The 16,691-nt window shown below is 45.2% G+C and carries 4 protein-coding genes; 2 read left to right on the plus strand and 2 right to left on the minus strand.

Annotated elements, in window-relative coordinates; translation table 11 throughout:
* Window positions 1-336: 336 nt before the first annotated feature.
* The gene (locus ACP26M_RS16845) at window positions 337-7,506 is read left to right on the plus strand and encodes a cellulose binding domain-containing protein (RefSeq protein WP_426581638.1); all 7,170 of its coding nucleotides are present in this window, start codon (window positions 337-339) and stop codon (window positions 7,504-7,506) included.
* 136 nt (window positions 7,507-7,642) lie between these two features.
* Here ACP26M_RS16845 and ACP26M_RS16850 read toward each other — a convergent pair whose 3' ends face one another.
* Together ACP26M_RS16850 and ACP26M_RS16855 are read right to left on the minus strand one after the other, a co-directional pair.
* On the minus strand, window positions 7,643-9,022 hold the full coding sequence (locus ACP26M_RS16850; RefSeq protein WP_426581640.1) for a right-handed parallel beta-helix repeat-containing protein: 1,380 nt from the start codon (window positions 9,020-9,022) through the stop codon (window positions 7,643-7,645).
* 240 nt (window positions 9,023-9,262) lie between these two features.
* Window positions 9,263-13,252 carry a hybrid sensor histidine kinase/response regulator transcription factor gene (locus ACP26M_RS16855; RefSeq protein ID WP_426581643.1) on the minus strand — a complete coding sequence of 1,330 codons (3,990 nt, stop codon included), beginning with the start codon at window positions 13,250-13,252 and terminating at the stop codon, window positions 9,263-9,265.
* 194 nt (window positions 13,253-13,446) lie between these two features.
* On the opposite strand from ACP26M_RS16855, the gene ACP26M_RS16860 reads away from it, so the two are divergent.
* On the plus strand, window positions 13,447-16,671 hold the full coding sequence (locus tag ACP26M_RS16860) for a SusC/RagA family TonB-linked outer membrane protein (protein ID WP_426581645.1): 3,225 nt from the start codon (window positions 13,447-13,449) through the stop codon (window positions 16,669-16,671).
* Window positions 16,672-16,691 lie beyond the last annotated feature (20 nt).

Here is a 16,691-nt window from a genome sequence, read left to right on the forward strand (position 1 = left end):
TTCTTACGCCTCCAATTTCATAAACGGTGTTCGGAATAAAAAAGCGCAGCAGTGTGTGATTTTTTTCCTATCAATAATTGAAAAAATGTTCCGAACAGCTATGTCTTTTTCTCTTCTCCCCCCACTTAGCTCCCATACTAAAGAGACTTATTCCGAGCGATTTAAAGTCGAAAGCCTGGCTTAAAAATTTCAAAAACACCACATTTCTGTGAGTATCATTTACAGCAGTCATTGTCTTTGATGTGTCTGATTATAAAACTGTTTTGTTCCACGTCCTTACACGACTTCCAAACATGCCGGAACGGCAGTAAACATGTTTACCTAAACAATTAAACCATGAAAAAACTTTTTACGCTTTGTAATTATTTGACAGGTACGCACCGGCAGATAAGGCTGCTGTTGTTTTCGCTGTCGATGTTTGTCACGATGGGTGTATGCGCCCAACCTTTTGTCCATCCTGGCGTGGCCTTTAACCGGGCCGATTTGGATCAATTGAAAGCCAACATTAGCCGTGAACCATGGCTATCTGGTTATAACGCATTTAAAAACGACTCGCATTCACAATTGGGCTATGGGCAAAAGGGTCCTTTTGCAACGGTTACCAGGGCGCCCAATCTCAACAACAGCGCCTGGATTGATGATATGCAGGCTGTTCACAACCTGGCCTGGATGTGGTGGTTTACGGGCGACTCTACTTATGCCCGCAAAGCTACCAATATGTTGGATGCATGGGCAGTAACCAATACTACCTGGGGCGGCGGAGAATCCATGCTGGATATTGGCGATTATGCCCAGTATTGGGGCGTAGGTGCTGAAATCCTTCGTTGTACCTTTCCCGGTTGGACCGCAGCCAACACACAGCACGTAAAAAATTATTTTGCCAATGTTTTGTTTCCAACTTCCTGGGTACCCAGCCCCTTGCGCGATGCGAATAAAGGGGCTCTTCAGTTAAAAATTGCCCTTGCCGCCTCGGTTTTTTGCGATGATGTAACCCGGTTTAACCAGGCGGTGGAAGTGTACCGGATGGATGCCGGAGGAGGGATGCGCAATTCATTGCCCGGTGGCGAAGTTGGGGATTCGGGCCGCGACGACCATTGGCGTGTGCAGGCAGCCGCACTGGCCTGGGGTGCAGAAGTTGCCTACAAGCAAGGTGCAGATATGTTTGCCGAATTGGATAACCGGGTATTAGCTATCGGTGAGTTGTATCATAAATACGCTTTTGACGGCGCAACAATGACCTTTATCCCGTTGGGAGGGTATGCAAGTTACTGGACCGGCTGGGGAATTCAGCCCGGAGCGAGGAGCGGCGATATGACTAATCTTATTTACAGCGCTTATGCTGTACGCAAGGGCATACCTACTCCTAATACCGACAGGATGAGGGCTGCGTTAATGCAGCCCGGTGCAACCAATTATTCTCCGGCCGGCGGCAATTTCTTATACCTGAAATCATCAGATACGTCTACCTCCGTTAAATTGCCACAGGTGTATTATCCTGCTGATCATGTGCAGCCGGTGAGCAATCTAACAAATATAGATATCGGTAATACCGGATTAGCGGGCAGCGCCTCCTATAATAACGGGGTTTGGACACTTCAAGGTGCCGGAACTTCCACCAGTAATGCCTTCAGCTTTAATTTTAAAAAAATTAGCGGTGATGCGGGCCTGGTGGTAAAAGTTGAGAATATGTCGTTAAATACCGGTGGTTGCGGGGTCATGCTACGCCAATCGCTGGCGTCCGGTTCAGCTTTTTATGATATTTTCCTTAAAGCGACAGGCGGTGCCGGAAACCACTACCAACCCAAAGCCCCCTGGTGGTTAAAAATTGAGCGTGTAGGCACCCGCATATTTACATACCATTCGCAGGATGGCATCAGTTGGACCGGTCTCAGTTGCTGGTATTCTGCAACAGGTTTCCCCGCGGATTTGTATGCCGGATTTTATACCCTTTCCAGTAATAACTCGGCGCTAAATATAGCCACCTTCAGTAATGTAGCCTATAGTCAATCCGCACCTGCCGGGTCTCCGGAGATTAGCAGTGCTACCACCGCCACAGCTACCAGTGGTGCGCCTTTCAGTTATAACATCATAGCCAGTGCTAATCCATCTTCTTATAGTGCCACTGGCTTACCATCGGGGCTTAGCATTGATGCGGCCACCGGTATCATCTCGGGCACACCTACCTCGTTAGGGCAAAGCGAAATTACCATAGCCGCCACTAATGCCAGCGGCACCGGCACGGCAAGCCTCATGCTGAATGTGGTCAATAACCAGGCGCCGGCAGCACCTGCTTCAGCTGCGGCAGCGGTTGTTAACGCTACACAAATTAATATTTCCTGGGTAGCTTCAGCCAATGCTACCAGCTATTCGGTAAAACGGTCGTCGTCATCCACCGGGCCATTTACCACTATACAATCAGGCATAACCAACACATCATATATTGATGCCAGCCCTGTACCCGAGGTAAACAATTATTATGTAGTGACCGCGCTTGCCGGAACATTGGAAAGCGGAAACTCAAATGTTATTTTTTCATCCGTGCCACCGGCTGCCCCGGCGCAGCCTTCAGCTGTTAATAAAAACAAGGAGGTTGACTTGAGCTGGAGTGCAGCAGCAGGGGCGGCTACTTATAATGTAAAACGCGCTACCATAAGCGGCGGTCCTTATACTACCGTAGCCAATGTTTCAACTACGGCGTACGCGGATCTGAATGTAAGCAACGGAAGCCCATACTACTATGTTGTTTCATCTGTGGGCCAAACCAAAGAAAGCTCCAATTCGGCCGAAACATTTGGCGTACCCGGCTCAAGCACTTCAACATGGAGCCAGCAGCCCGAGTCCGACTCGCTTACCCTGGCCAGCAACTGGCAGGAAAACGCGACACCTGTTAATCCAGCCATTATTACTTTTCAAAACAGTGCAGATACCGTACTGACCAACGACATCCCAAACCTTGTAGCCTCGAGAATTCAGTTTAATGCAAACGCCGGCAGCTATACCATTGACGGCGCAGCAATTCATTTGCGAAATGACCTGGTTAATAACAGTTCTGGCTACCAAACCCTGAAGATGCCTGTAACACTCGATACATTACTTAATGTAAACACACCCAACGTGAGCGGCACCGTAGCATTAACCGGGCAAATAACAGGCTCAGGCAGCCTGCTCAAGAACGGTATCGGGTTCCTGTATGCAGGGGGCAACAACACCTACTCCGGCGGTACTATCCTCAACGGAAACGGGCAAAGCTGGCCGCCGGTTTATGGCATGGAAGTATCGGGAACAAGTACAGGAGCGCCTTCCGCCCCTACATCAGGCCCGCTCGGTACCGGAAAAATAACCATGAACGGCGGCGCGCTTTTTTCGGCCAACGGCGATGCTACCTTGTACAACGATATTGAAATCGCTGCCGGCAAAACCAGCTATTTTTACCAAACCAGCAATGCACTGAACCTCTACGGGCGGCTTACCGGCAGCGGAACAATTATTCAGGATGGTAACGTTTATGCCGGATTGCACCTGTTTGCCGATAACAGCAGCTTTACGGGTTACTTTGTATCCAAATTACGCAGCGGCAACTCACGTACCCGTTTTGAAGTGCCGCAATCAGGCAGCGCGAATGCATCATGGAATCTTGACGCCAACGGGAATGATTGCCAGGGCATCATGTTCCCTACCGGCACTATCAGTTTTGGTGCGTTAAGCGGCCGCGGGGCTATCCGTACTGATGGTGGCGGCAGCCCAACCATCAGCATCGGTGCACTGAACATAACTACCAGCTACGGCGGAACGATGACAGGCAGCATGAACGTAGAAAAAGTTGGTACGGCTGTTCTGACGTTTACCGGCAACCAGGCTTATTCGGGAACAACAACGATAAAAAATGGCATTTATTTGCTCAATAACGACCCTAACAGCGGCACATTCACCAGTCCGGTGGTTGCAACGGCCGGCACGTTTGGCGGCAGTGGGAAGAGTACATCATCGGCTACTATTGGTACAGGCTCAGGTACAGGCGCGGTACTGGCACCCGGTAATCAGGCCATAGGCACCATAAAAGTGGGCACCCTCACCATGAATGCCGATGCCACCTATAAAGTAGAATTAAGCACCAGTTCGGCCACCAGTGATAAGGTAAGTACAGCCATTGTTAATTTAGTGAACCAGCCTAAACTGCAGGTCACGGCTATCGACTCGACCAGCCTGGCCCAGGGAACTTCGTTCACTATCATTGATAACACCGGAAGCGCGGCAATATCCGGTACATTTAAAGGCTTGCCCGAACTTGCCCCGGTAACTGTTGGTAATTTCACGCTTCGCATCAGCTATAAAGGCGGTACGGGCAATGATATTGTGCTCCTGGACGACCGGCCATTACCGGTAATTATCACCAGCGCGCCAACGGATACCACGCTGATAGGAAAACCTATGACTTATACCGTAACCGGAATTAAGTCGCCCAACCATTTTTCGGCCAGCGGATTGCCGGCCGGGTTACAAATTGATTCTCTATCAGGCAAAATTTCAGGAACACCAACGGAATCAGGCACCTTTAATGTAAGCCTGTCGGCAGGTAACGGCAGCACAACAGGTACTTCGACATTGGTACTCACAGTGCTTAGCAGTGCCGTAAACTCTTTGACAATTGCCGCTGGCGATGCCAAAAACATCCTTGAATGGCAATCACTTCCCGGCTATACTTATAACGTTAAACGTTCAACAACTTCCGGCGGGCCATATACTGCACTTGGCTCGGTTAGTAACCTTACCTTCACCGACAGCAATGTGAGCAATGGCACAACCTATTTTTATGTGATAGCTCCTGCAGACGGTACCGGCGAAGGTACCCAAAGCACAGAAGCGGTTGCTAAACCCAATGCCGGGCAACGCGACTTTTATCAATTTGATGAGGTAAGCAGCAGTAAAGGCATTGATGCCTGGGGCGCCAATCATGCTGCACTCGCGGCAACAGCAAGCCGTGCTGCGGGTAAATATGGAAAATCTTTGCTGCTTGATGGTTCGGCGAACGCTTATGCAACTTTACCTGCCGGTATTTTCAGTACCCTGAACGATTTTACCATATCTGCCTGGGTGCGGATGGACGCCATAAGTACCTGGATGCGTGTTTTTGACTTTGGCTCAAGCACTACCCAATATATGTTCCTTACTGTACAGGCCGGTGTTACCAACGGGCAGTCAACCATTCGTTACGCTACTAAAAACGGCTCGGCTGCAGAACAGAATATCAATTACAATTACACCTTCCCATTAAATACCTGGACCTACCTGGCGTTAACCCGGGCGGGCACTACTACTACACTTTATGTAAATGGTACATCAGTTGCCTCCTCAACAAACATTACCATCAAACCATCGGCGCTCGGCAGCACCACACAAAATTACCTGGGCAAATCGCAGTTTGCCGATCCGATGTTCAAAGGCTCCATTGATAATTTCAAGATCTACGGCAGGGCATTAAGCAGCACCGAAATTGCTGCCGATGTATTGGGCGATCAAACAATTACCTTCGCCTCCTTCAGCGGAAAAACATTCGGTGATGCAGATTTTGTACCCCCGGCGACAGCTTCATCAGGTTTAGCGGTTTCTTACAGCAGTTCAGATACTACCGTTGCCAGTGTGATCAATGGGGCCATCCACATTAAAGCGGCCGGAACAGCAACCATCACTGCTTCCCAGGCCGGGAACAGCAGTTTTAAAGCAGCTACTTCTATTAATCAAAGCCTCACCGTTAGCCAAAAAGCACAAACCATTACGTTTAATGCGATCCCTGCAAAAACAGTTGCCGACAGCGATTTTGTGGCCGGTGCTGTAGCCAGTTCTGGCCTTGCGGTAAGCTATAGCAGTTCGGACAGTACGGTAGTTCAGATAGCGGGCGGAAAGTTGCACATCACTGGTGCGGGTACGGCCGTGATCACCGCTTCGCAGGGTGGGAATGCTAATTATCTTGCGGCATCACCGGTTACACAAACGCTTACAGTTAACAAGCTGAGCCAAAGCATCACCTTTGCTGCTTTGCCGCTAAGCAGGCCCGGCGATGCCGATATCAGCCTGAATGCGACAGCTACTTCCGGACTTACAGTTGTTTACACCAGCTCAAACTTAAACGTAGCTACGGTAATCAATAACAAGCTGCATATTGTAGGCGCGGGCAGCAGTACTATCACAGCGCAGCAAGGCGGCAACGCACGTTTTGACACCACAGCCTCAAGCAAAGCCTTCACCGTATTGCCATACAATGTCCAGGTGCAATCATCCGACGGGGATAATAACCAACCTTTAAACAATCTCATTAAGCCATTTCTGAAAATTGTTAACCAGGATTCTGTCGCCATTAATTTAAACGAGCTGACCATGAGGTATTGGTTTACCGCGGAAAATTATGCCGGGATCAATTCGTGGATTGATTATGCCCAAATAGGCAACAGTAACGTTACCATGAAATACGTTCAGCTACCCAACCCGCACACCGGGGCATTTGGATATATAGAATATGGTTTCCTGACAAACGGCCAACTCAGCGCAGGCGGCAATTCCGGGGTTATTCAGTCGAGGTTTGCCAACCAGGACTGGTCAAACTTTTCGGAGGCCGATGATTATTCATACCTGCCATACACCGGGAGCTATGCTGCAAACAGCCATATCACCCTTTACCGCAACAGGCAGTTAATTTACGGTACCGAGCCTGCTGCAGTTACAGCTACCACGGCTTTTACTGTATCTTATCAAAACCAAAATCAAAGCACATCCGGAAATACGATCAGTACCTACTTGGCGCTTAACAATACCGGAAACGTGCCTGTCAATTACAGCGATTTATCTGTTCGTTACTGGTTTAGCCGCGAAGGCACGGCAGGATTGAATTTCTCGGTAAGCTACGCCAAACTGGGCAACAGCAAAATCAACAACCGGTTTGTTACTTTAAGTCCCCCTTTAACCGGGGCAGACACCTATCTTGAATTAACCATCGATCCATCGGCCGGTTCGCTTTACCCCTTAAGCAATACCGGTAACATTCAATACCAAGTAAATAAAACAGACTGGTCGGCATTTAACGAGGCCAATGATTATTCGTATGCCCCCAAAGCTGCTATGGCGCTTAACAGCCATATTACCGTTTATTATAAAGATCAGCTGATTTATGGAACGGAGCCTTCATTGCTCAGCAGCAATTCGCTGGCTTCGACTATGGGTCAAAAGACCGGTATTGTACAGGATAACAGTGCACCTATCGGTACCGTTCAAAATAATGTTATCTATCCAAACCCGGTGGCTGCGCGCAGCTTCAACATTAAACTAACGCCCGACCTGGAGCAGAAAGAGATCAACCTGGTTATCCGGGATAATTTTGGCAAGGTTATGCAAAGCGGCAGGTATCGCGGTTTTGGCGGGAACCTGGCGGTTCAGTTAACCCGGTCGTACATGACCGGTGTTTACTTTGTTCAGATCAACAATCTGGCACCATTACGCATGATAGTAAGCCCATGATTTTAGCTAAAAGCCGAATGCACAAAGCTTAAGGCTAAAACTTTAAAACGTAAAAAGGGATGGCAGTGCTGCCGTCCCCTTTTTCTTTTACAGGAATTCCCTTTACCCCTGACAGAAACCCTTGGTTTATTAAATATTAATACTCGGTAGCCCCAATATCAAAAGCCGTACCCGATGGGCGTACAGCATCATAATAATCAAATTTTATGCCGTATGATAAAACATTTGCCCCCTGATCGATAAGCGGCGATGACGATTGTAAATGGAAATCATCTCCGTTATAATCTACAAACCCGCAAACACTTACATCTGTGTTTACATAATTATTTGATTCGGTAAGTTTAACGCTGGTGCTTTTTAAAATTATCGGCTGTACCGATCCCGATTGTATGATAGCATTATTGATAACGGTATTCATGGGGATAGTTTCGGAGTTTAACTTTATGCCACCTAAAACAGAACCCACAATGGTATTATTGATAAACTGAAAATTCGGGCCCGGCGTATACCGTGAATCAGCAAAAATACCGTAAGCTTTTGAGTCAATAATATAATTATTGAATACCTGGTTATCCCCAAGGCCAAGAACAATGATACCGTTGCCGGGTGCATTCTTAACCAGGTTGTTATAGCATTGGCCGCCGGTGCCTTCTCCTATTTGTATGCCATTATTTTGATAGGAAGCAAACGGACTTATTCCCGGGTTTTTAACTGTGTTACTATAGATCATGCATCCCGACGTAGCACTGCCAACCTGGATTCCTTCGGCACCGGTTGAGTCAACAAGGTTTTTGTAGATCCTGGCGTTCACGATATCATGAGGTAAAACTGTACCACATGATGTGGAAACACCATTCTGATAAAAAGAATTTCCTATGTAAAGGCCTTCCCCTCCTGTTTTGTGAACGTAATTATCATGAATTATTACATTACTCATCGTAAAATTGCCCCGCCAGGTTGCAGCGTCGCATGATGGATCGGTTTTTGCCATGATCCCTGCAAACCCGCTGTTACGCACCTCAACATTCGCGATCTCAAAATCCGAGCTCAGATAGTCCATCGTCATACCAATGTTGCCGCCGTTCATATCAAACCCGTACTTAATTGAGGAAACTCCATTTCCCATTACCTTAAAATACTGGCAGTTTTGTGTCTTAAATGCATACGAGGCGGTAGTTTCTGTAGTGAATGATACCCTGCCACCCTGGTTAACAATTAAGATTGGAGCAGCGGCTGTTCCTTTAAAGTTTTTAAGCAGCAAAGCCCCACGTTCACCGGCGGGGATATATATTATAGCCCCCGCGGGGATATTTGTCCCGTCAACCATCCACTCGGTAGTTTTAACGGTATAAGTATAGGTAGTTATCGGCCTGGTTTTCAAACTTTGTAGTTTTCCATCCTGCTCCGGAATTGAACTTGCCGGTGTCTCAATTTTGTTTATACTTTTTGAACACGCGAAGCATGATATTACCAGCATACCAGCAATCATGCTTAGTAAGTAATTGTTATTTCTCATTTATTAATCTGAAAGAGTTTTGATAATCAACCAGTCCCTGTTGTGCGGAACCGGCAGTTCTACGTTATTTTTTCAGATATTGTTGCCCACACAATTAAATCGCCCGCTTGCAGCGTTCAGGGACTTCAGCAATAACAAAAATTGTAAAAAAGGGGGTTGCTTTAACAGCAGGTGCTTTGCTTGGGCTATTATATAAAGCCCATTGCTCCTGACTTAGCCTCATAGTCCATCCAGGTAAGATTAAACCTGTTTTACTTTACTGCGCTTAGCCTGCTGGTATTCAGTAGGTGTTGTACCGAATTGTTTCAGGAAATTACGACCAAGGTGTGATTGAGAACTGTAACCTACCATGTTGGCTACTTCGTAGATCTTATAATCACCTTCTTCCAGTAATTGCGCGGCAGCCTTGAGGCGGGTGATATTGATAAGCTCGTTAATAGTAAGATTGGATATAGCTTTAACTTTGCGGTACAGCGTTGGCTTACTCATATTCATGAGATTGGCTATCTGCTCAACATCAAGCTCAGCGTTTTGGATGTTTTTATAGATAACACCATTTAGCTTATCCAAAAAGCTTTCATCGGGTTTTGAATAAGCCATCGATTTGATATGCGCCAGCGGCGAACTCGCGAAATGCTCCTTAATTTTATTACGGTTAATAAGCAGGTTAGCTATCTGCACCTGCAAATGTTCGGGCGAAAACGGTTTTTCGATATAGGCATCGGCACCAACCTCCAGGCCTTCAATTTTACTTTGCAGGGTATTTTTTGCAGTAAGCAGTATTATGGGGATGTGGCTGTAATCGAAATTGGTTTTAATGGTTTTGCACAGTTCAAATCCATCTATTCCCGGCATCATTACATCGCTTATAATAAGCTGAATGTTCTCTATGCCTATCATATCCAGCGCTTCCTGTCCGTTAAGGGCTTTAATAACCGAATATTTATCGCTCAGATCATCCGAAATAAAATCAAGTATTTCAGGGTTATCATCCACTAAAAGTATAACTGGTTTCATAAAGTCAATATTCTCCTCTCTGTTACTTAGGTCTGCCTGCTCATATTCATCGGGGGTAATATGAAGGTCGAATTCTTTTTCCTGGTGAACAGGCAAAGTAAGGTTAAATATATTAAAATCGTTAATAGATTTATTCAACACCAATAAACCCTTATGCAATTCGGCTAAAGAGCGCGATAACGAAAGTCCTATCCCGGTGCCAATTTGTTTTTCCGACCCTTTCATCCTGAAGAAAGGCTCAAAGATCTTTTCGCGCATTTCGTAAGGGATCAGGTGCCCGTTATTCCTTATTTCGATGGTAAAGGTAGGGTCGTTAACCGGGTGATCAAGCAGTTCAATCTCAACAACAGAAGTGCTGTATTTGATGGCATTACTGATGAGGTTACTCATTATTTTGGTAAACGCTTCAATATCAACATAGGCATAAACGGTTTTAACCGGATGTATAAAGGTATAACTGAGGTTCTTTTGTTCGGCCATGGGCTTAAACCGCAAAAAGGTATCGGCAAGCAGATCCATAATATCGGTTTTAACAAAGCTGAGGCTAAAGCCATTGGTTTCAGTTTTTCTGAAATCAAGCAGCTGGTTGGTAAGATCGAGCAGCCGGTTGGTATTCTTTTCCATGATCTTCAGGTTGTTTTGAATATCCGGAACATGCTCCGCCCGCCTGATCACTTTTTCCATCGGCCCTTTAATAAGCGTTAAAGGTGTACGGATTTCATGGGCCACGTTGGTGAAAAATTCAATCTTAGCATTATAGATCTGTTTTTCCTTGTCATTTTCAAGGGTTTCGATAATGCGCTTATTTTTTTCGCGGGTTTTACGGTGATAGCTTCTGAGCAGGTAGTAACCTGTTAGTAAAAATAACAGGCAGTAAGCAATGTATGCCCAAACGCTTTCCCAAAAAGGAGGTGCTATATCAATTTCAATACTTGTTTCTTTTTGGGTCCAGATGCCGTTATTGTTTGCCGCTTTTACTACAAAGGTGTAATGTCCGGGCTGCAGTTGCGTAAAGTAAACTTTTCGGTTGCGTTTAAGTTCGGTCCAGCCTTTATCCAAACCTTTCATCGTGTATTTATATTGGGTCATTTCGGGCGATGGGAAGCTCAGCGCAGCAAAATCAATACTGAATGAAGATTGGTTATAATTAAGGTTGATCTTTTTTGTGGTGATGATAGATTGTTTTAATAATGAATCGGCACCATTAACAGAGATCTCTTTATTGTGCACTTGGAAACCAGTTATATAAACCGGGGCTATAAAGTAATTTTGCTTAAAACTGGCAGGATTAAAGCTAACCATACCACGTACACAACCAAAGTACATAGTACCGTCGGCATCTTTAAAAGATGAGTTGTAGTTAAACTGATCACTTAACAAACCGTTGGCTTTTGTGTAAATTTTGATGCTCCCGGTATTATCATTAAAGCAAACCAGGCCCCGGGTAGTGCTGATCCATAGGTTTTTATGCTTGTCTTCTTCGAGTCTGAAAATGTAATTGCTCGGAAAGCCGTTACCGGTGTCATAAAATTTATAGCTATCGGCTTCGGGATCATATCTCCATAAACCCAAACCTTCCGTAGCAAACCATAATTTGTGGTTGCTATCCTCAAAAACGCCGTTAACCGTGGTGGTGTTAAGCACGTTTTTAACGGGGTACCGATAGTTTAGCTTAGTGCTTGTATTGTTTGCCGGGTTATAGCAGTAAATGCCATCCCTTACGGTGCCAACCCATATTTTGCCCGTATGGTCTTCGGTTATGGCGTAAATAAAATCATATGGGGGTAATTTATCTATCAGGGTAAAATCCTTGCTTGCCAGGTTATACCTGTAAATGCCACGGGTAGTACCAACAAAAATGAGCCCGCTGCGGGTTTTGCAAAAGCAAATTATAAAGTTGCTTTTGAGATCATTATTTCTGCTTCCGGCCAGGTAAACGCGTTCAACCTTGCCGGTTTTAATGTTCATGATATCCAGCCCCCGTTCAAAAGTGCCTACAAACAGTTCATTGCCTAAGGCTAATATACCGTGGATGTTGGTATTGGAGATGCTGGCGCTTCCGCCGGGATTATAATGAGTCCAGGTGTTATCGGGAGCCAATTTGTTTAATCCGTTATCTTCGGTCCCCATCCACAGGTTGCCGTACATGTCTTTGGTAATTTCGCGTACCACGTTTCCTTTAAGGGAATTTGGCTCGGTGTCGGGGTAAAATTTGTTAAAGGTTGAATATTGTTTAGGGTAATAGTTGAGGCCGCCAAAGTAAGTGCCTGCCCAAACTCCGCCTTCCGAATCCTTATAAAGGCAATAAACGGCATTATCCGATATGGAGTAAGGGTCATTGAAATGCTTTCTGAGATTAAGAAATGTGCCCTTTACCGAGTCATAAATAAATACGCCCGATTCTGTGGCTATCCAGTATTCTGTATCGCTGTATTTTAAAAAATCGCGCACGTAAACAGCCGTTTTATCCGGGTTGTAGTTAAGCAGGTCCTTGTAGGTATAGGTTTCAGCATTAAACTCCTTAAAACCATGACTATTAGTACCTACAAATATTTTGTTATTGCCTGCATAATAAATCTTTTCAATAAACTTTGAGGTAACTTTATCAGTTGGCTTAAACACGTTGTAAGCGGTAAAAGTGCGGCTTGCCCGGTCAAATTTCTCCATTGCGCCTGTTGAAGAAGAAGCCCAAACTGTACCATTAATGATTACTACAGAAGTAGCCTCAAAATGCTGCGAAGGCCAGTAATCAGTTCTTTCGCCGGTTTTTGTGTTATATCTTATTAATGAAGCTCCGGCCACAAACCAGCAATTATCATGTTCATCAAAGGTGATACTGCGCACACCGTTAATGTTTGCCGTATTAATATGTGTAAATGTTTCTGACAGGGGATCATACTTATCAAGACCTTCGTCAGTACCTATCCAAAGCGTACCTTCTTTATCAAGGCACAGGGTATGCACCATGTTGTTGGAGATGGTGCTTTTGTTTGCAGGGTTATGTCTGAACGTTTTAAAGGTATAACCATCAAAACGATTAAGGCCGTCCTTGGTACCAAACCACAAAAAGCCGCGCCTATCCTGCATGCTGCAGTAAACGGTATTATGCGATAACCCATGCTCAACCTGGTAATGCTTGAAGTAGTAGGTTTGGGCATTACAAATACCGCATGATACTGTAAAAAATAATAGAAATATGTATAGTGGTTTCAAAATAATCAGCTTAACGCAAATATAGCCAATCTGTTGCAGCGTTTCCCCTCTCCCGAAAATTGATACTTTTTGACTAAGTATTGATATGATTTGGTTAAGCGCCGGGGCTAAAATCCTTTTTCTTTACAACATGATTTTAGATATGTCAATTGTACATTTTTAAAATCAAAACTTAACCAATTAATAGATCATTTATGAGAAAATTTTTACTACTCAGGCATGGGGGAAACCCTCATGTGCAGTGGCCGCCCAGTAAGTGGGGCCCCAAAGTAATGCTAATCGCTTTTTTCATCATGACCGGTTTCCTTTTTTCGTTTAGCGCATCCGCGCAAAATAAAATTAAGGTAACAGGCAACGTGGTTGACACCACCGGCCAGGTACTTACCGGCGTAGCCGTACGGGTACAGGGCACACAGGGGGGCACCACAACCGATGCACAAGGCAATTTCAGCATTAACGTACCAAGTGCAAACAGCACTTTGGTTTTTACTTACATCGGTTTTACTACACTCGAATTACCATTAAACGGCCAAACAGCCGTAAAAGTGCGTTTGCGTGCCACAAACTCGGCTTTGCAGGAGGTGGTTGTTACCGGTTATGGTACGCAAAAGAAGGCATCTATCACAGGTGCCATTTCAACTGTTACCAGTAAAGACCTCGACCGCGTACATGCCGGTTCAACTGTAAGTACAGGTTTGGCAGGTAAAATTCCTGGTGTAACTTTCAGGATGTCTGAAGGCAGGCCTGGTGCCAGCGCCAGCATCCAGATCCGTAACATGGGTACACCTTTATATGTAATTGACGGGATCCAGCAGGATGAAGGCCAGTTTAACAACCTTGCTCCTAACGATGTGGAGAGTATCTCGGTATTGAAAGACGCTTCGGCAGCTATCTACGGTGTACGTGCGGCTAACGGTGTTGTTGTGGTAACTACAAAAAAAGGTGCAGGCGATGCCCGCATCAATATTGATGCTTACACCGGTTATCAAAACTGGTACAGGTTCCCTAATGTGTTAACCAATTCATATGATTACATGCGTTACCGCGCTGATGCCGAGGTTAACAGCAATGGCTCAACCAGCATTACCCAGGCCGAGCTTGATAAGTATAAAGCCGGCACCGAAAAAGGTTATCAAAGCTTTAACTGGCGCGATTATGTTTTGAAGGCCAATAACAACGCCCCGCAAAACTCGGTGAATGCCAATTTTACCGGCGGTAACGACAGGGTTAACTATTATGTTTCGGCAACTAACCTTTATCAAAATTCGCAGTTGGGTAAAGAGTATAAATTTAACCGTTCAAATATCCAGTCGAACGTTTCGGTTAAAGTGGCCAACGGTTTAAAAGTAAGCCTGGACATTAATGGCCGTATCGAAACGCGCGAAAACCCTGGCGTACCGGGTGGTGATGATTACTTCCTTGCCCGTTTTGCCGTTTTAAGAAATACGCCGCTTGAGCGCCCTTATGCTAATGATAACCCGGCATACCTTAATGATATCGGCCATACTGAATCAAACTATGCCTTCCTGAATAAAAAGCTTTCAGGACTTTATCACAGTGATTGGCGAGTGCTTCAAAGTAACTTTGGCGTTGAGTATCAAATACCGGGAGTAAAAGGATTGAATGTGAGAGGTTTGTATTCTTATTATATTGCTGATTATTTGCTTAATAACCAGGAGTACACGTACAATGCGTATACCTACAGGCCCGCTACCGATACTTATGATGTAACCGGCGGCAGCACCAACCCATGGCGCGAACGTGAGCAGCGTAAAGAGTTTGCCAAAACTTACCAATGGCAAATTAACTATAACAACAGTTTTGGTAAACATACCATTGGCGCTACGTTTGTTTCCGAACGTATTGAGTTAAAACATTTACGTAACTGGATCCATGCTTCGCCAATTTCAAATAACCTGCCATTGATCTACTTCCCAACAGCCGATCAATACCAGGATAGTGATAATACCGAAACCCGCATAGGTTACATTGGCCGTGTAAACTATAACTATGACAACCGCTATTATTTAGAAGCATCGGCAAGGCGGGATGCATCATACCTGTTTGCCCCTGATAAACGTGTGGGTTATTTCCCTGGTGTATCTGCCGGCTGGCGCATCACACAGGAAGGTTTCATGAAAAAGTTATTGGGTGAAAACAGTATCCTGAATGATTTGAAATTCCGTGGTTCATACGGTGTGTTAGGCGATGACCGTGATCCGGGAAATTCAGCCAACCCTATCGTGGCTCCATACGCTTACTTGCCGGGTTACAACTACAATCAGGGTACTTATATTTTTGATGGCAACGCAGTTATCACTTCAAGGGATAAAGGGATCCCTGTGACCCGTATCTCATGGCTGAAAAGTAAAATTACCGATGTTGCTGCCGATTTCAGCTTGTTTAACAGTTCACTGAATGGTACTATCGATTATTTCTATCGTAAACGTACGGGCTTGTTAGGTACTAAAAATGACGTTGTGGTACCTATTGAAATAGGTTACTCTCTGCCGCAGGAAAACGCGAGCAGCGATTCGCAACGCGGTTTTGAGATCTCGCTTAACTATAACGGTAAAATTGGCAAAGCAAGCTATAATATAGGCGGTAACTTTGGCTACACCCGCCAAAAAAACCTGCAAAGCTATAACCCGCTATTCTTTAACTCATGGGATCAATACCGTAACTCGACCGAAAACAGGTACTCGCATATCGACTGGGGTTACCAGGTTATTGGCCAGTTTACGTCGCAGGAACAGATCAACAACTATACTATTAACAACGATGGCAAAGGTAACCGTACCTTATTGCCGGGCGACCTGATGTATAAAGATCAGAATGGTGATGGTAAAATTGATCAGTATGACGAGCGCCCTATAGGTTTCGGTTATGGTACACAGCCTAATATCAACTTCGGCTTTACAGTTGGTGCTGCTTATAAAGGCTTTGATTTCCATGCTGATTTTTCAGGTGGTGCAGGTTATACCTGGTTCCAGAATTATGAAACCCGCTGGGCGTTCCAGAACAATGGTAACCTGAACTCGATATTTGAAGACAGGTGGCACCGCCAGGATATGTTTGATTTAAACAGTCCGTGGGTACCGGGTAAATATCCTGCAAATAGGGTGAACCCAGGTTTTGGTCATAGCGATTACGAGCTAAACGGCCAGCGTAACTCAACTTTTTGGTTGCATAGTGTAAGATATTTAAGGGCCAGGACTTTAGAGCTGGGCTATTCATTGCCTACCGATATGCTAAAGAAAGTGAAGATCAGGAGAGCGAGATTTTATGTTAACGCGTACAACATGTTTTCATTTGATAACCTGAAACAGTATGGCGTTGATCCGGAAACTACCGATGATAATGGTTTACAGTTTCCGCAAAGTAAGGTACTCAACTTCGGCGTTAATTTAACCTTTTAATTAATTCCTAAAGTTTAAAA

This window comes from Mucilaginibacter sp. R-33, assembly GCF_049949235.1.
Classification (GTDB): domain Bacteria; phylum Bacteroidota; class Bacteroidia; order Sphingobacteriales; family Sphingobacteriaceae; genus Mucilaginibacter.

Coding starts and splice junctions, on each gene's coding strand:
- ACP26M_RS16845 (WP_426581638.1), top strand. CDS start 337: ATGAAAAAACTTTTTACGCTTTGTAATTATTTGACAGGTACGCACCGG.
- ACP26M_RS16860 (WP_426581645.1), top strand. CDS start 13,447: ATGAGAAAATTTTTACTACTCAGGCATGGGGGAAACCCTCATGTGCAG.
- ACP26M_RS16850 (WP_426581640.1), bottom strand. CDS start 9,022: ATGAGAAATAACAATTACTTACTAAGCATGATTGCTGGTATGCTGGTA.